This window comes from Acinetobacter sp. V102_4 (assembly GCF_031799005.1).
Taxonomy (GTDB): Bacteria; Pseudomonadota; Gammaproteobacteria; order Pseudomonadales; family Moraxellaceae; genus Acinetobacter; species Acinetobacter calcoaceticus.
On sequence record NZ_JAVQNR010000051.1, the window covers coordinates 183,084 to 203,076 of the forward strand.

The following is a 19,993-nucleotide window of genomic DNA, read 5'->3' on the forward strand; positions in this document are numbered from 1 at the left end:
TATATTAAATAATAATTCTTATTTTATTGTTCAGATAAGTAACAATGACGTTTAAATTATTTACAGTTAATATTTTTTATAAAGCTCAAAATAAACTTAAACAAGAACTCTTAATATTATCTTAAAATATTTTTTGCCCTAAGGAGATAATAGATGTCAAATTTTATGCAGCCTATACATTTTAGGGTGTTGTTTGTATTTACTCCTCTTGTGTTTGCACTAGCAGGTTGTAGTGAAACTTTACATTCCCAAAGAACCATACCAATAAAGACATCTTCAGAAAGTATCTCTTATCCCGAAGTTGATACCGTTTTAGGGGAAAAGTTACAGCCTAATGAGGAAGCAGTAGCCCAGAACATAGCTCAAGTCATTGAAAAGTCAATTCGTGAACAATATACGGCGGGAAATGCTTTACGTGATGCGCATCCTAAAGCACATGGGTGTGTTCGAGCTGAATTTCATGTCTCAAAAAATATGCCTGCTCAGTTTGCTAAAGGCGTTTTTATACCAGACCAAAGTTATCAAGCATGGATTCGCTTTTCAAATGCTTCTAGTGACGCCTCTAGTGCTGACATTGACAAAGATGCACGTGGTATAGCGATAAAACTTTTAGGTGTATCTGGAGAGAAAATTTTAGAAAGTGAAAAGCAAGCAACTACCCAAGATTTTATTATGATTAATCACCCTGTCTTTTTTGCGAATGATGCTAAACGATACCTTTCTTTTATAAATGATGTGAATAGCCATAATATGATTAGAAAACTTCATATTCCATTTGCCTTAGGTTTTAAAGGAACAATGAATGCACTCGGAGCACGTAATTCACAAATCGCAAACCCACTCTATGCGCGTTACTGGTCTATGGTTCCCTATCAGTTAGGCCTGGGTAATGACCGACAAGCGGTTAAATATTCAGTACGTGCTTGCTCAGCGACAGCAAATAATCTACCTAAAAACCCTAGTCATGATTTTTTAAGAGAAGCTTTAAAGAATACTTTACAGCAAACAGAGGCCTGCATGGAGTTCCTTATTCAGCCCCGAACTTCAAGTAAAATGTTAGTAGAAGATTCAATGACAGAATGGGATGAGAAAGCAGCTCCTTTTTATCAAGTAGCGACTATTCATATTCCAAAGCAGAATTTTGATACGCCCGAGCAAAATAAGTTCTGTGAAAATTTGTCTTTTACGCCGTGGCATGCCTTACCTGCACATAAGCCACTAGGTGCAGTAAACCGAATGCGTAAAGTCATTTATGAAAATATAAGCAGGGTTCGACATGATATGAATTCCGCACCTAGACAAGAGCCTTAAATACCCTATTCCTCTCGGTTTAACATTTAAGTAATCTTGCCTTACTAAGAAGCACCTTTTTTATTTAATGACTTCTTTACTGGTATCTATGGTGATTCGATCAATGAAATCTGCCAGCCATAAAATAAAGTCATCTTCATTTTTATGTTTTGGAATCAAGCTCATATCTACTTGAATGAGTAATTCAATTTGCACGCTAACAACAGCACCTTCGAAGTTCACAAAGTTATATAAAAATTTTAATTCTGTGCCTGAAATGGCTTTTTCAATTTCTATAATTAAATTATTTAGGTTTTTAAAGTAATTTTTTGAATGTTTATTTTTAATATTTTTATTAATTTTCTCTGCTAATAATAAGTATTTTGGCATTTTTATCTCCTTATTAATTATTTATAAAATATAAGTATAAAATTGTGGTTGTAAAAATAAATTTTTAATTTTTATTAAGATTGTTGCTGTTTTTTAATTTTAATTGATAAATTATGAATATCATAACTATTTATTGTTTTAATAAAGTGATCTAATTTAAATTTTATTCCGATTAAATTGGTAGGTATTTTAGCAGTCAGCTAAAAATTTATATTTTAAAAGCTCTATATTATTTTAAATATTGAACATTTTAAAAATCGCTATTAAAAAACCGCCCCAGAAGGCGGTTGCTGAATTTACAGCGATATATAGAAGTGTAGTGGACGATCACTTCTATATTTTTTTTAAACTTATTTTTCTTCTTTTATAATTTTAGTAAAGGCATCTGACTTAAAATAATTAATAATCATCTCTCCATCATCACCTGTAGATGATGACACTTTAGGAGGTTCATCATAGCTAAACTTAAAATCTGGAGGGATAAATTGTGAGATCGGGGGAAGCTTGGCCTCTCCTCCTGTTGTAATTCTTTCAATAAAACCTGCGAGCCAAAGAATATATTCATCTTTATTTTTATGGTTGGGCATGAGGCTCACATCCAACTTAATCGCACAGTCTTCTAACGGCTTGGTTAAGCACTCATCAAAATCTATAAAATTATATTTAAGTTTAAACTTGGTTCCTTTAATTTCCTTACGAATTACACCAACCAAATGATTTAAGGTCTCTGCTGAGCTTTCTGAAAATAAATTTTTGTCCTCAATCTTTTTGTACACATTCTCAGCGATGATTAAATATTGTGGCATCTCTATTTTCTCCCTTTTATTGTCGAGCTACTCACTCAGCCTTTTAAGGAAGTATGATAGATATTATGTTTCCCAATGTAATTGTTATGCTTCTAATTGTAATTAATGTATTTTTGTGAAAATCGTAAGCATAACCATCCGTAAAAATTAAAGATAACGCAAACTAAATCTTATTTTTATAGGAAAATTTATTCTAATCAAAAAAAATGTTTAGCTCATCTAAACTTGGAAGCTGGTTATAAGATTCATCTGCCTCTATTGTGTTTGCCCAGTTTGACTTTGAAAACACGCAAAAATTAAGTTTTTTTAGCACAAGAATGTCTTTATCTAATAAGCCTAATGGTATCCACATAAAATGTGTATTTCCAACTAGGTTGGGTACTGGCGATCCACATTTACTACAAAATGAAGATGTGAAACCTGTTTCCTTTTTATAAGTACGAATAAGTTCTAAACCTGATAACCATTTAAATTTGTCTTTGCCGACCAAAGTGGCCGCGTTTGATCCCGTTCCCGATTGTTTTCGGCAGAGACTACAGTGGCAGTGATAGATAGTCTCTATCTCGTTGGTAATTGAAAATTTGACTTCATTACATAGACAAGAACCCATATGACTCATCTCGAGCATCCTTAAAAAATAATATTGAATATAGCATTAGGTCTAAAACGGTTAAATTTAACTTTATATTTTTAAAAGGCTATGTTTTCTTAGAAATACCTATAAAAATAAGGAATTGCTAGCGTTGAGGCTTGGCACAATGCATTTATAAGGTTTAATATGAATTTTGACATATAAATTGAATATAAGAATGCTCTGATAGGTTTAACTTGGATGCAGATTAAATGCTTACATGATCAATCAGCTATATCAGCAGTACAGTACTATAGCTTCAAGTGCTTGGGGCTTTACGGATTTACCCTCTTATACAGATACATACGATCCTAATGAGAATGATACAGTGACGAATAGCTTTAATTGGTTGAATGATGAGCAAGCTACAGAAAAAACAGAACAAGGATTAACTGCTTTTGTGGCATTAGATGATGCCTTTATTAGCATAGCTTCTCGTATGTATCTCATTAGAAATGCAAAAGAAAAAATCGATTTACAATATTATATTTGGACAAATGATTTTGTTGGAAACTTAATGCTGCATGAGTTACTAACGGCGGCAGATCGTGGCGTAAAAATCCGCTTACTCATCGATGATCAAAATGGAGTAAAGCTTGATGGAGTTCTCAGGAGCCTTCTCCACCATCCTAATTTTGAAATTAGATTATTTAATCCATATAAATTTAGATATTTAAGAATTTTAGACTATATTTTTCGTTTCAAAAAAGTAAACCATCGCATGCATAATAAATTAATTATTGCAGATGGAGCGATTGCCGTAACAGGTGGTCGAAATATCAGTAGTGAATATTTTGATGCAAGTAGTAAGTTTCAATTTACTGACCTAGATATTTTATTTTATGGACATACGGTACAGCATGCCCAGACTGTCTTTAATGATTTCTGGCAAAGCGAGCTAAGCCAAGATGCTACTGAGCTTATCGGAACTTGTGCTGTCCACCACTTACAATCATTACGACAGCACTATCATGATTTAATTCATGAAAGTGAAAATCATACTCAAACCGAAGATAAGCTTTACGATGCTCAAAGCTATTTAAAAGAACTCTTAGAGCACTATCCCATTCAATGGTCAAAAGCGTATTTTGTTGCAGATTCACCTAAAAAAATCTTAGGAGTAGCCTCTAAAGAAGAGATGCTTTATGGGCAAGTCATGAAGATTATGGGTGAACCAAAGCAGCATATAGAATTAGCTTCTGCTTATTTTGTTCCCACACAACAGGGCGCGTATTATTTAAAACAGCTAAAGGTGCAAGGAGTTAAAGTCAGGGTTTTAACCAATTCTTTTGCTGCAAATGATGTGGCGATTGTGCATGCATTTTATAGTCAATATCGAGTCGAAATGCTCAAAAGTGGTGTAGAACTATTTGAGTTTAAGCCATTTTTAGAACGTAGACGTAGAACATGGTATGAGGTTGTGACTGGAAGTGTGATTCCGGCAAAAGGCAAAAATAAATCAAGTTTACATGCCAAGTTCTTTGACGTAGACGGTAAAGTATTTATTGGATCATTTAATTTTGATCCGCGTTCGACTTACTTAAATACTGAAGTGGGTCTTGTTATTGAGTCGAGTCAATTACAGGCTCAAGTTTCGGTGATGCTTGATCAGCATTTACCACAAGTTGCTTATCAGCTTAAGTTAAATAGTGAAGGAAAAATTATTTGGTTAGATTATCAATCTAATGGAAAAGTTATTGAATATGAAAAAGACCCAGATACCAGCCTTTTCCAACGCACAATGATTAAAGCCGTTTCATATTTGCCAGTTGAATGGATGATGTAACAGCACTTCAATTTTATTTATAAGATACCAATCTCTTTAAAGATTTTTTGATAAGCCTCTGCTTTTTTCTCTAATGCCAATGGATAAGCTCTAGAAGAGGATGGTAAGCGGTATAAACTAATATCCCGCCCTACAAAGCGAGTTGATGTAGATGTTCCTATAAGTGGTTTTTCAGTGTGCTCTGGTAAAACAGAAATTAAAGTATCAGTCGCTTTATCACCTGTGGTCATGATGGTCTGACATAACGGAATCTGCTGAAGTAACACAGCAAGATCTGTCGGCGTTACTATTTCAAGAAACTTATCTGCGGCATTCCCCTTCAATCGCTTAATTTGGTAAGCCGTATCAAAGATTGCAATACCTGTTTCAATCAAGAAATTTCGAATACGTTCTTCATTAAAATTTTTCTGGTTTTCACTTAAAAAGTAGGTTTTGTCTTGGAAAAAGATCAGACCAAAAATACGCCACATGTCATTTTGGAAATTTGGATAGTAAAAATCCATCTTCCATTTATTACGTGGTGGTGGAAAACTACCTAACATTAATAAACGGGCATTTTCGGGTAAAAATGGTTCAAGTGGATGTGTTTCTATCTCAATTGTCATAAAAAATCAGTATTTACTTAAAATTTTATAAATAAATTAACCTATTTTCGAGTTAATCACGAGTCAATAAATGCAATTTCTCTTCATTAAAGCGTTAAGGGAGGCCACTTCAGCCATCATTCTTGAGGAATGCTTATTTTAAAAATACTATGTGAATGTTGATTGAGATAATCGACCTGACCTTTATGGGCAATGACTAGCGCTTGTACAACTGAAAGACCTAAGCCAGTACCGCCTAACTCTTTATTTCTTGATTGTTCTAACCTAAAGAAAGGGTTAAATAAATCTTTGCGATGCTCCGCTGAAATGCCCGGCCCTTCATCTTCTATTTCAAGAATCCAGTTATATTGGTCTTGTCTTGTTGAAACAAGTAGCTTCCCCGGATTTGCATATCGGGTAGCATTATCAAGTAAAGCAATTAAAACTTGTTCTATACGCCTTTGATCACACTTAACCTCTGGCGCTTGAATGTCAAAAATGACTTTAAGCTGAGCTTTTTCTAATTTTTCTTGAAACATGTGCACGACTTTATGTGCTGTCTCATTAAAATTAATAGTTTCGAGATGAAGCCTGAGTTGTTGGTTTTCAAAAAGGCTTAATGTACGTAAGTCTTCGACTAGATTTGACAGACCTTCAACTTGATTAAGTAAGTTCTTAAATAAGATGGGATCTGCTTCAAAAACACCATCAATAATCCCCTGTAACCTGCCCTGTAAAATAGTGACTGGAGTGCGTAACTCATGTGCAATTGCAGCATTCCAGACATGAGCGTTTTCAACGGAGGTTTCGAGCTTTTGAGCCATATCATTAAAATTGTCCATCAACTCTGCAATTTCAGAAGAATGATGCATAGGTTTTTCTACTCGTGCAGTTAAATCCCCATGGCTAATTTTTTTTGCTGCATCTGCTAATAGATTAATAGGCACAATAAAACGTTGAGCAAGCTTTATGCCTAAAATAATTGATAATGCTGTGCCAAACAGAAGCACGGCAAATAACCATATACCATCTAAATAGTGGAAAAACTCATCACTTTCTTTTAGTTTTTCAAGAGAAATAAGACCTACTTCAATTGCAATATAATAGGTGCCGTAGCCTAAAATGAGTGAACTTAATGTAACACTTAGACTGGTAAAACTCAGTGCAATAATAAGTTGTTTACTAATGCCTGTTTTATTTTTCATGAGGATTGTCCAGCCTATAACCTACACCACGAACATTAATGAGCATATTGTGTAAGCCCAGATCTTCTATTTTCTTTCGTAGCTTACTGACGTGGCTATCGACCGTGCGTTCTAATGCATCTCGATCTGGTAAGCATTGATTCATCAGTTCAGAGCGGGTAAAAACTTTATGAGGATGAGGTAACATCAACAACAAAATTTTGTACTCAGTCAGAGTTAAATTAAGTGCTTGTTGTTTGTTATCCGAATAAATATAGGCTGTATGAATTTCTGTATTCACTTCAATATTTTTATAAATTAAGTTCCGGTTAGGCGTTTGCTGATTTTGTTGAGTACGTCGTAATACTGCTTGTACACGTGCGACCACTTCATTTGGGTTAAATGGTTTTACCACAAAGTCATCCGCCCCAATTCGTAAAGCCATGACTTTATCGATTTCTTGATCTAAAGCGGTCAGCATAATTACAGGTGTAGCTGCTTTTTGCCGAATTTTATTGAGTACTTCCCACCCACTCAATTCGGGCATTTTTATATCGAGTATGACTAGATCAATGGGCTGCGTTGCATGTATTTCAATCGCCTGCTTACCATTCATGGCCCGAACAACACGCATGCCTTCGCGCTTAAGATAATGTTCAATAATATCGCCAATATCATATTCATCTTCTACGACAAGAATAAGCTTATCCTGACAGTTGAATGTAAAGGTTGACTCGAACATATTAATAAAACGCGAGAAAAATTTGATTTATCATACGCGTATTTTTTGGTAAATCTCCACACTTTTTCCACATATTCGTGATTTTCGTTACACACACTTCCAAAATAATGCCAGCATCTAGAAGTCCATTAGGTGTTATAAAAGTGCAAAAGCATTTTTTAGTTCCATTCGTTTTATCTTTCAGTCTTGTGTTACATGGTTGTGGGACAGAACAAGCAAGTGATCAAACACAGGTATCTACAGCTAAAGTTACCGTTATTTCAGTTCAACCACAGTCGATTAATTTTAGCGAAAACTTACCTGCACGCGTTCAAGCTTTCAGGACTGCCGAAATTCGTCCTCAAGTTGGTGGCATTATCGAAAAAGTTTTATTTGCTCAAGGTAGTGAAGTTAAAGCTGGACAACCGCTATATAAAATAAACTCAGAGACATTTGAGGCAGATGTAAATAGTAATCGAGCTGGGCTAAATAAAGCTGAAGCTGAAGTTAATCGTTTAAAAATACAACTCGAACGCTATCAGCAACTTTTACCAAGTAACGCAATTAGTAAGCAAGAAGTGAGTAACGCCGAAGCGCAATATCGACAAGCGATTGCAGATGTTGCCCAAATGAAAGCTTTGTTGGCTCGCCAAAATCTTAATTTACGGTACGCGACAGTACGAGCACCCATTTCAGGACGCATTGGTAAATCGTTTGTGACTGAAGGTGCATTAGTTAGCCAAGGTGATAGCAATACCATGGCTACAATTCAACAAATTGACCGTGTGTATGTCGATGTAAAACAGTCTATTGGTGAATATGAGCGTTTACAGGCGGCTTTACAAAGTGGAGAGCTATCTGCCAACAATCAAAAAGATGTGCAGATTCTAAATAGTTTAGGACAACCCTATAACGTCTCGGCAAAAATGCTTTTTGAAGACATTAATGTTGACCCTGAAACTGGCGATGTCACCATTCGTATTGAAGTAAATAATTCTGAAAGAAAATTACTTCCGGGTATGTATGTCCGCGTCACTATTGAGCGTGCTTCAGTTCCTCAGGCTTTACTCGTTCCAGAGCAAGCAATTCAGCGCAATATGAACGGCGATCCGCAAGTTTATGTCGTAAATGCTAAAGGTGGTGCAGATGTTCGCTCTGTAGAATTGGGGCAACAATATGAGCAGTTTTATCTCATCAATAAAGGGCTTAAAGCAGGCGACAAAGTTGTTGTTGAAGGTATAGAGCGTATTCAGCCAAACCAGAAGCTGGCGATTTCCGTATGGAAAGCAGCTTCAGCAGAAAATACGGCGAAGCAAGGAGACACGAAATGATGTCTCAATTCTTTATTCGCCGTCCTATTTTTGCATGGGTCATTGCGATTTTTATTATTTTATTTGGTGTACTCAGTATTCCAAAGTTACCTATTGCCCGCTTTCCGAGTGTTGCACCACCTGAAGTCAACATTACAGCAAGCTATCCAGGGGCTACTCCAAAAACTATTAATGATAGTGTGATTACCCTCATTGAACGGGAAATGTCAGGAGTAAAAAACCTACTCTACTATAGCGCCACAACCGATTCATCTGGTACTGCTGAAATTACCGCGACTTTTAAACCCGGTACCGATATTGATATGGCTCAAGTTGATGTACAGAATAAAATTAAGGCTGTTGAAGCACGATTACCACAAGTCGTCCGCCAACAAGGTTTATCTGTGGAAGCCTCATCATCAGGCTTTTTAATGCTTGTAGGCTTAAATTCACCTAATCACCGCTATTCAGAAGTAGATTTGAGTGACTATCTGGTTCGTAATGTGGTTGAAGAGCTTAAACGTGTTGAAGGTGTTGGAAAAATTCAATCCTTCGGTGCTGAGAAAGCAATGCGGATTTGGGTAGATCCAAACAAGTTAGTCTCTTATGGACTTTCAATAAGCGACGTAAACAATGCAATCCGGAATAATAATATTGATATTGCACCAGGTCGGCTTGGTGATAGGCCTTTAATTAACGGTCAACTAATTACCGTACCTTTGTCCGCTCAAGGACAGCTTGAAAATGTTGAGCAGTTCAAAAATATTAGTCTAAAGAGCAACATTAGTGGTGCCAATATTAAGTTGTCGGATGTAGCCGATGTAGAAATGGGTGCTCAGTCATATAACTTTGCCATTTTAGAAAATGGTAAACCTGCAACTGCTGCGGCAGTTCAACTTAGCCCTGGTGCAAATGCGGTAAAAACAGCGGAAGGTGTCAAACAGAAACTCGAAGAATTAAAAGTAAATTTACCCGAAGGTATGCAATTTAGTGTTCCATACGATACTGCGCCTTTTGTTAAAATTTCGATAGAAAAAGTAGTTCATACATTAATTGAAGCCATGGTTTTGGTTTTTATTGTGATGTATCTATTTCTTCATAATGTTCGCTATACCTTAATTCCTGCGATTGTGGCTCCAATTGCCCTGCTTGGTACCTTTACCATCATGCTTTTAACAGGTTACTCAATTAATGTGTTGACCATGTTCGGTATGGTGCTTGCGATCGGGATTATTGTTGATGATGCGATTGTCGTGGTCGAAAACGTCGAACGGATTATGGCAACCGAAGGTTTAGCGCCTAAAGAAGCAACTTCAAAGGCCATGACTGAGATTACCAGCCCGATTATTGGTATTACTTTGGTGCTGGCCGCAGTGTTTTTACCCATGGCTTTAGCAAGCGGATCAGTCGGCATTATCTATCGCCAGTTTACTATTACCATGTCGGTTTCAATTTTATTCTCGGCATTTTTAGCGCTCACTCTTACACCTGCCCTTTGCGCAACCTTATTAAAACCGATTGATGCACATCATCAAAAGAAAGGATTTTATGCATGGTTTGATCGCAGCTTTGATAAAGTCACAAAAAAATATGAAGTTCTTCTACTTAAAGTCGTTAAACATACTATTCCGACTTTAATCATTTTTGTGGTGATTACGGGACTAACTTTTGCAGGAATGAAATATTGGCCAACTGCTTTTATGCCTGAAGAAGATCAGGGCTGGTTTTTGACTTCATTCCAGTTACCTTCGGATGCAACAGCTGAACGAACTCAAAAAATCGTCAAAGAATTTGAAGACCATTTAAACGAGCGGTCAGATGTAAAAAGTAATATTTCAATTATGGGCTGGGGATTTAGTGGCGCTGGACAAAACGTAGCACTCGCTTTTACAACCTTAAAAGATTTTAGTGAACGTGATAAATCCACGACCGACTATACTAACTTCATTAATGCAGAAATGGCGAATAGTAAAGAAGGTACAACGATGTCGGTACTTCCTCCTGCCATTGATGAATTAGGTACATCTTCAGGCTTTAGCTTGCGATTGCAAGACAAAGCAAATTTAGGAATGCCTGCCTTAATTTCTGCACAAGAAAAACTTATGGAAATGGCTGCTCAAAACAAAAAGTTTTATATGGTTTATCCTGAAGGTTTGCCCGAAGGTGACAATATTAGCTTGAAAATAGACCGTGAGAAGTTAAGTGCTCTAGGGGTAAGCTTTGCTTCCGTTTCAGATATTATTTCGACTTCAATGGGGTCAATGTATATCAATGATTTTCCGAACCAAGGACGAATGCAGCAAGTTATTGTTCAAGCCAATGCAAAATCACGAATGCACTTAAAAGATATTTTAAGTTTGAAGGTCGCGGGCGCAAATGGACAACTGGTTTCTCTCTCTGAGGTTGTAACTCCTCAGTGGAATAAGTTGCCTCAGCAATATAATCGCTATAATGGCCGTCCTTCATTAAGTATCGCTGGTGTTCCTAACATGGGTGTATCTTCTGGCGATGCGATGCGAGAAATGGAAAAACTGATTGCTAAGCTTCCTCAAGGAATCGGTTATGAGTGGACAGGTATTTCTTTGCAGGAAAAACAGTCTGAATCTCAAATGGTATTTCTTATTGCCTTATCAATGTTGGTCGTGTTTTTAGTGTTAGCTGCACTTTATGAAAGTTGGTCAATTCCGTTATCAGTTATGCTGGTTGTTCCTTTAGGAATCTTTGGTGCTATTTTGGCCATTATTTTAAGAGAAATACCAAATGATATTTTCTTCAAAATTGGTCTAATTACCATTATTGGCCTATCTGCCAAAAATGCGATCTTAATTGTTGAGTTCGCAAAAATGCTCAAAGAAGAAGGAATGAGTTTAGTTGAAGCAGCCGTTGCAGCAGCGAAGTTACGCTTACGCCCAATTCTAATGACTTCCCTTGCCTTCACTTGTGGTGTGATTCCATTGGTGATTGCAAGTGGAGCAAGTTCAGAAACTCAACATGCGCTAGGTACAGGCGTATTTGGAGGGATGATATCTGCGACTATTCTGGCAATCTTTTTTGTTCCAGTATTCTTTATATTTGTGTTGGGAGCAGCAGAAAAATTCTTCTCTAAGAAGAAAATTAGCTCTTAGTTAAATGCATTGAGGCGAAACTTATCTGTGTTTCGCCTCAATAACTTAAAAATATAAAACTGTACTAGAGAAGTAAGAATCGATTAAGAGTTAAGGACTTTAAAGACCTTGCCTGTTCTTGGATGAGCAAAGGTATTATCTTGATCTAAATTAATGACTTTATCCGAAATCACAATTTTAGAAAGTGGCAACCAGTTTTGCTCTATTCCAGCTTCGACAAAGCTTTTCTCATTAATATTTTCATAAATTTGTTCAACCACAATTTCCATACCACACATACTTTTGGCATTTACTTCTTTTAAAATATGGCGCTTTGACATTCTAGTCTCCATTTTTATTATTCGTATCAAAAATAATAAAGATTCCTCTGATACAATATGTAAATTTTAATAATGAAAGTGTTTTTTTATTTTAATCATGCTTTTGCAATAATTAAATGAATAGTTGAGTGATTATTTAATTTAAATATTATATTTAAGTTAATCTATTCAAAATAATTATTAATCTTTATTTTTAATAAAAATTAAAGGGTTCATTATCTGAACCCCTTTTTATTTAACTCTAAACTTTTACAGCGTTATCAAGCTGGCCATCATCTTGATTTTTAGCACTGTCTTTACTAATCACTGAGTCAGTATCGCTATCTGTGTTAAAACTCTTACTGTTTTTTTGCTTTTTCTTGTACACACACATCCCAATCGCAATACCTGTTCCCAATACTATAATTGACTTTAACATTTTGCACCTCTTCGATTAACGGAGTATTTTTTGAAAAATCAACTTAAATTAATAGCACATAATTTGTTATTTAAAGGCTTTCATTTGCTCCGCTTTTGTAAGGTATTTAATTTTTATGTTAATTGAATAGTGTAATAGTTAAAAAAATAAATTTTGATACAAAGTAAAAAGCCTATTCTGTTTTTGAATAGGCTTTTACTGTATTTCAGGATTAAGCAGTATTATGAATTGCTTTAAAACAATCTTATTATCTTTAAATACACTACAAATGTATTTAATGCTGAACTTTTAGTCAAGATGGGATTGAAGGGTTTTACCAATAATTAGTAATTATTGTGATGAAAATCACGTTTGTGTAATTTGGATAAGAAAAAACCCATTTCTACTTCTCATGAAGAAATGGGTAATGTGAAAACCACAAAAGACCTGAAATACTAAATGTTCTTACATTCAGTAAGGTTGAGTTTAGTGAATTTACCGAATGGTTGACAATTAAACCATTTGTATTTTTTTAGTCATTTCAGCCAATCAAAAAACGCAAATAATTAGTTATGTTCAATATGTTTAGCTCTAAAACTATTCACCCAGAATCCGATAAAGCACGTTTATCCAATTCGTAAAACATAGTTTTTCAATGAGTTCGCTTGAGTAGGCTCGCTGTTGCATGCGATGAATAAGTTTATGTAAGCCCATAACATCTTCAAGCTCAGTCCCGATGAGTGCACCGTCAAAATCAGAACCAAAACCAACATGTTCTTCGCCAAGTCGATCTATCAAATAATCTAGATGGTCTAAAATTACATCTATAGATGTATTTGCATTACGTTGCCCATCCGACCGTAAAAAAGCGACATCGAAATTCACCCCGACTATACCTTTACTTTCTCGAATAGCTTTAAGCTGCTGGTCAGTTAAATTACGGGCTTGAGGACATAAAGCATGTGCATTAGAGTGTGTGGCTACGATTGGCTGTTGCAATAGATCTACAGTATCCCAAAAAGCCTGTTCATTCATATGGGAAACATCAATCACCATTTTTTTATCAGCACATCGCTTTATAAAGGCTTTGCCATCTTGGGTAAGACCAGCTCCTGTGTCAGGTGAGTGAGGAAACTTAGCATTCAAACCATGCCCAAACCGACTGGGCCTATTCCAAAGTGGGCCGATACTACGTAGACCTTTATCATAAAATACATCAAGTAAATCGGAGTTTTGCTGTAAAGCTTCTGCACCTTCCATATGCAGCACAATTCCCAGTTTCTGTGTGTCTACACAACCCTGAATATCCTGAACTGATGTGCAAATTTGAATATCCGTAGAACGCTGCGTGAGTTGGTGTGCTATATCGAGTTGCTCTAAGCAAATCTGTTCAATTTGCTGTTGCGTAAAATCAGTAGCACCTTGATCAAAAAGTTTATTGGAATGATGCTGTTGCACATAGCTAAATGGAGGTAAAAAAATGGCAAACATTCCACCAACAAAGCCTGCTTGCTGGCAGCGTTTTAAGTCAAGATGGCCTGCTAAGCGTTCGTGCAGAAAAGCATGTACAGGATCTGCATGATCACTTAGCAATAAACGCGTTAATGCATCATTATGTCCATCAAAAACTGGAATATGGCTAGGCTTCATGAAATTCCCGCTGCTGCTATTTATCTGTAATCGTGTGGACTGGAATATTTTGTGTAGCACTTAAAGATTTAGAATTTCTACTGTTCCGAAACACGAGTTGTTGTAGTGGAGCTGCTACATGACTTTCTGTACGTGCTTGTTCAATAAGTTGATGATACGGTGATTTCCCACATACAGGATCAGCATTAGCAGCATCGCCGGTCAACATATAGGCCTGACAGCGACATCCGCCAAAGTCACGATCTTTATCAGGGCAACTGCGGCAGCCCTCTGGCATCCATGCATGGCCACGGAAATGATTAAATCCAGTTGATTTGTACCAGATATCTGACAATTTATGTTCACGGATGTTTGGAAACGAAATTGGTAATTGTCGTGCTGCATGGCAAGGCAGCGCCATACCATCTGGAGCAACTGTAAAGAAGATTTTCCCCCAACCATTCATACAGGCTTTTGGGCGTTCTTCATAATAATCAGGCACTACAAAAATGAGTTTGCACGGATGATTTTGCGCTTTTAATTTTTCTCGATATTCATTGGTAATCCGTTCCGCACGTATCAGTTGTTCTTGTGTTGGTAGCAAACCTTGGCGGTTTAAAAAAGCCCAACCGTAAAACTGACAAATTGCTAACTCGACTGTGTCTGCATTGAGCTCTAGGCAAAGTTCAATAATTTGTTCAATCTGGTCAATGTTATGCCGATGGATTACAAAATTGAGCACCATTGGATAATCATATTTTTTAACCAGTCGGCACATTTCATACTTTTGTTCGAAAGCATGCTTTGAACCTGCTAAGGCATCATTTACCACAGGATCGCTAGCTTGAAAGCTCACTTGAATGTGATCTAACCCTGCTTGTTTTAGATCGGCAATCCGTTGTTCGGTAAGGCCCATGCCCGAGGTAATCAGGTTGGTATAAAACCCTTGTTGGTGAGCATGTGCAACCAGCTCTTCTAAATCTTGGCGTACCAGTGGTTCACCACCAGAAAAACCAAGTTGAACGGCGCCCATCTGACGCGCCTGATCAAAAACATCAAACCACTCTTGGGTGGTCAGCTCATTTTTATGCTGGGCGTAGTCCAATGGGTTTGAGCAATATGGGCATTGTAGCGGACAACGATAAGTGAGTTCCGCTAATAACCATAAAGGTAGACCAACACCTTCTGTCATACCAAGTCAATCCAGTGCTGCTGCTTTGCGACCAGCATGTAATCTATTACATCCTGATCAATCTCAGCAATATCACCAAATTTTTGCTTTAACTGCGCAATAATCGCGGAAACATTTTGCTGCCCATCAATATATTGCCCGATTGCCCCTGCACTTTCATTTAACTTGATCATGCCTTCAGGATATAAAATCACAAAACCATTTTGAGCTGGCTCGAACTGGAAACGGTAACCTTGTCGCCATGTCGGTACAAGGTTTAAATCAAACTGCTCTTTATTCATTTAAATAGTCCTTTGTGCCAAACCCGTTTGCTAGTCACACTGTGATACGGTGCTTCATTGTGAACATATGCCAATGTTAAAGCATCTAAAATGCTCCATAAAATATCCAGCTTAAACTGCAATATTTCAAGCATTCGTTCTTGTTGCTCATGAGTCGTAAATGAATCAAGCGTAATCGTTAAGCCATGTTCAACGTCACGGCGTGCCTGACTTAAACGTGAACGGAAATACTCATAGCCTTTATCATCAATCCATGGATAGTGCTGTGGCCAAGACTCTAGACGTGATTGATGAATTTTTGGGGCAAAAAGTTCAGTTAAAGAACTACTTGCTGCTTCCCGCCATGAAGCACGGCGTGCGAAGTTCACATAGGCATCTACGGCAAATCGAACCCCTGGTAATACCAGTTCTTCAGAAATCACTTGTTCACGACTCAAGCCCACAGCTTCGGCTAACCGTAACCATGCTTCTCGGCCACCGCCATCAGGATATTCACCATCTTGATCGATCATGCGTTGAATCCATTCTTGACGGACGCGCTGGTCTGGGCAATTTGCCATAATGGCTGCATCTTTGAGCGGAATATTAATTTGATAGTAATAGCGGTTTGCAACCCAAGCCTGAATTTGTTGTTGAGTTGCGCGACCTTCATACATCATCACATGAAATGGATGATAGATATGATAATACTGGCCTTTATCGATAATGGCTTGTTTAAACTGCTCAGTCGTTAAAGCTTCAGGTGTTTGAGTCATGGTTCACCTTAGAGTTTAATCTGCATGCCATCATAGGCAACTTCTACACCATTTGCTTTAAGCTCAGCAAACTGGCTAGAGTTTTCATTTAAAATTGGATTGGTATTGTTAATATGAATAAGTACTTTTTTAGGCGTACTCAGTTGGTTCAAATAAGACAGCGAACCGCCTTCGCCACTAATGTATAAATGCCCCATTTCACGACCAGTTTTTTTACCAACCCCTGTTTGTTGCATTTCATCATCTGTCCAGAGCGTTCCATCAATCATGACGCAGTCTGAACTCTGCATAATCTCCATGATTTGATCATCAATTTTTCCAAGACCCGGCGCATAGAACAACTTCTTTTGTGTTTTATGGTCTTTGATAATTAAGGCAATGTTGTCACCGTCATGTGGGTCATTTCGATGCGGTGAATATGGTGGCGCAGCACTTTTAATAATTAAAGGTAAAAATTCTAAATTTTCAAAACCATCAATTTTAAAAGCTTGTTTTGGGTTAATCTCATGATATTGAAGACCACCATTCCAGTGTTTGAGCATATTAAATACTGGAAAGCCGCTCGTTAAATCTTGGTGGACCATTTCTGTACACCATACATTCATCGGGCAACCTTCACGTAAGGTCAAAAGCCCAGTCGTATGGTCTAACTGGCTGTCCATTAAAATAACGCTCGTTATTCCTGTATCACGCAATTTACGAGCTGGTTGAGCTGCTTTAAATTCGAAAAGCTGCTGACGAATATCAGGTGATGCGTTTAATAAAATCCAGTCTACGCCGTTTTCTGAAACCGCAATTGATGATTGAGTACGGGGTTTGGCTTGGATTGTACCTGTACGAACACCATGACAATTCGGGCAATTACAATTCCACTGCGGGAACCCGCCTCCAGCAGCTGAACCTAAAACATAAATATACATAAAATTAATATCTTATTAGAAAGAGATAAGCCCTAGAACAAGACTAGGGCTTATGACATATTTGGATGAAGCTGATTAACGTGCTTCGAAGTACATTGTAACTTCAAAACCAATGCGTAAATCAGTAAAAGCAGGTTTAGTCCATTGCATAAATTATCTCCGGTTAATATTAATCTTATGAAATTAATCACTTGATTAAATTTGATAAGGCAATTAAAAATTTATTCTAAATAAAAAATTGGGGTTTGTAGACAGCCTCTAGCGAAGATATTGTTCGATAATTGTGTTTTTTGTCCAAATTTTAATATTTCGAACATATTTGCTTATTGGACGTTTCATCAAATATTCATACTAAAAGCGTATTTTTTATCCGTCATAATTGATCAAATGATAAAAAAATGAAAAATTTAACAACACTATTTAAAGTAACAACACTTTCTCTGACAATAACGTTATTAGCGGGATGTAATGACGATGATGATAACGATACGGCCCCACCTGCTCAAAGAAGCAATCAGACTGTAAATATTTTAGCTTTTAATGACTTTCATGGAAATCTTGAGCCACCAAAGCGTTATGTTGAAGCACCAAATCCAAATGATTCCGCTCAATCTGTGCGTATTCCTGTGGGTGGGGTGAGTTACTTTGCCGACGCAATTAAAAAACTTAAAGCAGAAAATCCAAATAATGCTGTCGTTTCTGCTGGCGACTTAATTAGTGCTTCCCCACTGACTTCTTCTTTATTTTTAGATGAACCGACCATTGAAGTAATGAATGATATTCAAATTGACTTTAATGCTGTAGGTAATCATGAATTTGACCGTGGTACAGATGAATTACGCCGTTTGCAAAATGGTGGATGTCAACAATATACAAGTACAGCACCTTGCCAAATTAATAAAAACTTTAGTGGTGCAAAATTTAATTTTCTTGCTGCTAACGTAGCAATGAAAAATGATGCAAGCAAAACGATTTTTCCTGCCTATAAAGTCAAAACTTACGGCGGAATTCCAGTCGCATTTATTGGTTTAACACTTAAAGCAACGCCGAGTATTGTTTCAGCGGCGGGTATTAAAGATGTGGAATTCCGTGATGAAGCCGATACTGTAAACGCCTTGATTCCTGAGTTACAAAAACAAGGCATTGAAGCAATTGTTGTTGTAGTTCATGAAGGTGCTGCACCAAGTACTAAGTTTAATGAAAAAACATGTGACGGCTTAAGCGGTCCGATCGTAGGTATTTTAGATAAATTAAATCCGGCAGTTGATATTGTTGTATCTGGACATACGCATCAATCTTATATTTGTGACTATGCTACAAAAAATCCGGCAAAACCGTTCTTGCTTACCTCAGCTGGACAATATGGCACGCTTATTACTGACATCAAGGTTGAGCTTGATGGTAAAACTGGTGATGTGATTAAAAAGGATGCTAAACAGGTTCCTATACAAAGTGAAGCCTACACATCTGGTACAACTACTGTAAGCCTTACAGATCTCTATCAAAAATTTAGTAAGACCCCAAGTATTGAGGCCATTTTAGATAAGTACCGCCAAGCTGTGACTACCATTTCAAGTCGTGTGGTTGGAACTGCAACAGCGGTTGTAAGTCGCACTCAAATCGAAAGTGGTGAAAGTCCGCTCGGTATTATGATTGCCGATGCTCAGCAAGCGGCTGCTTTAAAAGCAAGCAACCAAGGCTCTGACTTTACACTCATGAACCCAGGTGGTGTACGTGCCGACCTACTGATTAACAGCAGTAACCAGATTACCTTTGGCGATGTTTTTGCGGTGCAACCTTTTGGCAACTCTATTGTGACTTTGAGCTTAACTGGCAAACAGATTAGAGATGTACTTGAACAACAATGGTCTGGTGCAAATGCAAATTCAGCGAGAATTTTACAGCCATCTAAAGAATTCACTTATGAATATGCGGCAAATACTTCTGTTTCACCGCGAGCAAGTAATATCATGGTTGCTGGTTCACCGTTGGTTGACAGTAAAGTATATCGCGTGACAGTAAATAGTTTCTTGGCAGATGGCGGCGATAACTTTACGGTATTAAAAGAAGGCCAAAACCGTGTAGGTGGTGGTCAAGATATTGATGCTCTGGAAAGCTATATTGCGGAAAACTCAAAGAACTCTCCATTAATTATTCCTGCTACAACTCGAATTAAATTAATTAAATAATAAGACTCGTCGAATAAAGGACAGCAAAAGCTGTCCTTTATTTTTCTATCTAAGCTTTTTATTCCGTATATAGATTAAGTTCAATACTGCTAATGTCTGCTCCAGTATTTGCAAAAATAATCTCCATAACTTCATGAAGTAATTCATTAACTTTCTCATGCTCAAAGTTAGAGGCTTCTGACGTTTTAAGACAAATCAGATTACAGCTCATTTTATCTTTTCTAATTTTGTAGATACTTTTGCTTTTACCTAAGAATACTCTTTTGATGAGTTTACGATTTTCAAATTCAGATAAAATTCTATAGATCGTTCCTAACGTTATTTTATATTCATTTTTAATTTGAGCATAAATATTGTCTGCACTTAAACCTTGTGGATTCTGATTTAAGATTTCAAAAACATGTATTCTCGATTTTTTTATCGGTAGTCCGTTTAATAATGATTTTGAAGTTGTCGTCATGATTAATTAGCCTTAATGTTTAG

General features: G+C 36.9%; 20 protein-coding genes. 5 read left to right on the forward strand and 15 right to left on the reverse strand.

Features of this window, described 5'->3' with window-relative positions:
* The first annotated feature begins 153 nt into the window (after positions 1–153).
* On the forward strand, positions 154–1,311 hold the full coding sequence (locus tag RMB13_RS16645; RefSeq protein ID WP_311085829.1) for a catalase family protein: 1,158 nt from the start codon (positions 154–156) through the stop codon (positions 1,309–1,311).
* A gap of 60 nt (positions 1,312–1,371) precedes the next feature.
* On the opposite strand, the gene RMB13_RS16650 is transcribed toward RMB13_RS16645, so the two are convergent.
* The 3 genes from RMB13_RS16650 to RMB13_RS16660 form a co-directional block, all read right to left on the reverse strand.
* Positions 1,372–1,680: a hypothetical protein gene (locus RMB13_RS16650; protein ID WP_056480035.1), complete on the reverse strand. Its 309-nt coding sequence runs from the start codon at positions 1,678–1,680 to the stop codon at positions 1,372–1,374.
* Between the two features lie 350 nt (positions 1,681–2,030).
* Positions 2,031–2,486, reverse strand: coding sequence for a hypothetical protein (locus RMB13_RS16655; protein WP_311085830.1), 456 nt, complete (start codon positions 2,484–2,486; stop codon positions 2,031–2,033).
* A gap of 193 nt (positions 2,487–2,679) precedes the next feature.
* Positions 2,680–3,114, reverse strand: a complete 435-nt coding sequence (locus tag RMB13_RS16660; protein ID WP_311085831.1) for a GFA family protein — start codon at positions 3,112–3,114, stop codon at positions 2,680–2,682.
* Between the two features lie 223 nt (positions 3,115–3,337).
* Here RMB13_RS16660 and RMB13_RS16665 point away from each other — a divergent pair, with 223 nt between their 5' ends.
* On the forward strand, positions 3,338–4,903 hold the full coding sequence (locus tag RMB13_RS16665) for a phospholipase D family protein (protein ID WP_198495807.1): 1,566 nt from the start codon (positions 3,338–3,340) through the stop codon (positions 4,901–4,903).
* A gap of 17 nt (positions 4,904–4,920) precedes the next feature.
* Here RMB13_RS16665 and RMB13_RS16670 read toward each other — a convergent pair whose 3' ends face one another.
* The 3 genes from RMB13_RS16670 to adeR form a co-directional block, all read right to left on the reverse strand.
* On the reverse strand, positions 4,921–5,508 hold the full coding sequence (locus tag RMB13_RS16670; protein WP_311085832.1) for a uracil-DNA glycosylase family protein: 588 nt from the start codon (positions 5,506–5,508) through the stop codon (positions 4,921–4,923).
* A gap of 116 nt (positions 5,509–5,624) precedes the next feature.
* Positions 5,625–6,692 carry a two-component sensor histidine kinase AdeS gene (gene adeS / locus RMB13_RS16675; RefSeq protein WP_311085833.1) on the reverse strand — a complete coding sequence of 356 codons (1,068 nt, stop codon included), beginning with the start codon at positions 6,690–6,692 and terminating at the stop codon, positions 5,625–5,627.
* On the reverse strand, positions 6,682–7,413 hold the full coding sequence (adeR, locus tag RMB13_RS16680) for an efflux system response regulator transcription factor AdeR (protein WP_311085834.1): 732 nt from the start codon (positions 7,411–7,413) through the stop codon (positions 6,682–6,684). Before adeR ends, adeS begins: the two co-directional genes overlap by 11 nt.
* Positions 7,414–7,556: 143 nt before the next feature.
* On the opposite strand from adeR, the gene RMB13_RS16685 reads away from it, so the two are divergent.
* Entirely contained in the window at positions 7,557–8,723 is a 1,167-nt protein-coding gene (locus RMB13_RS16685) for an efflux RND transporter periplasmic adaptor subunit (protein ID WP_311085835.1), read from the forward strand.
* On the forward strand, positions 8,720–11,827 hold the full coding sequence (locus RMB13_RS16690; protein WP_311085836.1) for an efflux RND transporter permease subunit: 3,108 nt from the start codon (positions 8,720–8,722) through the stop codon (positions 11,825–11,827). The genes RMB13_RS16685 and RMB13_RS16690 overlap by 4 nt, the downstream gene beginning before the upstream one ends.
* 83 nt (positions 11,828–11,910) lie before the next feature.
* On the opposite strand, the gene RMB13_RS16695 is transcribed toward RMB13_RS16690, so the two are convergent.
* The 8 genes from RMB13_RS16695 to pqqA all read right to left on the reverse strand — a co-directional run bounded on the left by RMB13_RS16695 (position 11,911) and on the right by pqqA (position 17,471).
* Positions 11,911–12,147: a hypothetical protein gene (locus RMB13_RS16695; protein WP_209830784.1), complete on the reverse strand. Its 237-nt coding sequence runs from the start codon at positions 12,145–12,147 to the stop codon at positions 11,911–11,913.
* A gap of 241 nt (positions 12,148–12,388) precedes the next feature.
* Positions 12,389–12,565: a hypothetical protein gene (locus RMB13_RS16700; protein WP_003651752.1), complete on the reverse strand. Its 177-nt coding sequence runs from the start codon at positions 12,563–12,565 to the stop codon at positions 12,389–12,391.
* 576 nt (positions 12,566–13,141) lie between these two features.
* The gene (locus RMB13_RS16705; protein ID WP_311085837.1) at positions 13,142–14,194 is read right to left on the reverse strand and encodes a dipeptidase; all 1,053 of its coding nucleotides are present in this window, start codon (positions 14,192–14,194) and stop codon (positions 13,142–13,144) included.
* A 16-nt stretch (positions 14,195–14,210) separates the two neighbouring features.
* Positions 14,211–15,365 carry a pyrroloquinoline quinone biosynthesis protein PqqE gene (gene pqqE, locus RMB13_RS16710; RefSeq protein ID WP_311085838.1) on the reverse strand — a complete coding sequence of 385 codons (1,155 nt, stop codon included), beginning with the start codon at positions 15,363–15,365 and terminating at the stop codon, positions 14,211–14,213.
* Positions 15,362–15,646 (reverse strand): pyrroloquinoline quinone biosynthesis peptide chaperone PqqD, encoded by a 285-nt coding sequence (gene pqqD, locus RMB13_RS16715; RefSeq protein WP_003651748.1) that lies wholly within the window; start codon positions 15,644–15,646, stop codon positions 15,362–15,364. The genes pqqE and pqqD overlap by 4 nt, the downstream gene beginning before the upstream one ends.
* Entirely contained in the window at positions 15,643–16,401 is a 759-nt protein-coding gene (gene pqqC / locus RMB13_RS16720) for a pyrroloquinoline-quinone synthase PqqC (RefSeq protein ID WP_003651747.1), read from the reverse strand. The genes pqqD and pqqC overlap by 4 nt, the downstream gene beginning before the upstream one ends.
* An 8-nt stretch (positions 16,402–16,409) precedes the next feature.
* Positions 16,410–17,321, reverse strand: coding sequence for a pyrroloquinoline quinone biosynthesis protein PqqB (gene pqqB / locus RMB13_RS16725; RefSeq protein ID WP_311085839.1), 912 nt, complete (start codon positions 17,319–17,321; stop codon positions 16,410–16,412).
* Positions 17,322–17,396: 75 nt separating this feature from the next.
* Positions 17,397–17,471 (reverse strand): pyrroloquinoline quinone precursor peptide PqqA, encoded by a 75-nt coding sequence (gene pqqA, locus RMB13_RS16730; protein ID WP_001982218.1) that lies wholly within the window; start codon positions 17,469–17,471, stop codon positions 17,397–17,399.
* A gap of 248 nt (positions 17,472–17,719) precedes the next feature.
* On the opposite strand from pqqA, the gene RMB13_RS16735 reads away from it, so the two are divergent.
* A complete protein-coding gene (locus RMB13_RS16735) occupies positions 17,720–19,510 on the forward strand; it encodes a bifunctional metallophosphatase/5'-nucleotidase (protein ID WP_311085840.1) in 1,791 nt (596 codons plus the stop codon).
* A gap of 58 nt (positions 19,511–19,568) precedes the next feature.
* On the opposite strand, the gene RMB13_RS16740 is transcribed toward RMB13_RS16735, so the two are convergent.
* Complete coding sequence (locus RMB13_RS16740) at positions 19,569–19,970, reverse strand: transcriptional repressor (protein ID WP_004642804.1); 402 nt, start codon at positions 19,968–19,970, stop codon at positions 19,569–19,571.
* Positions 19,971–19,993 lie beyond the last annotated feature (23 nt).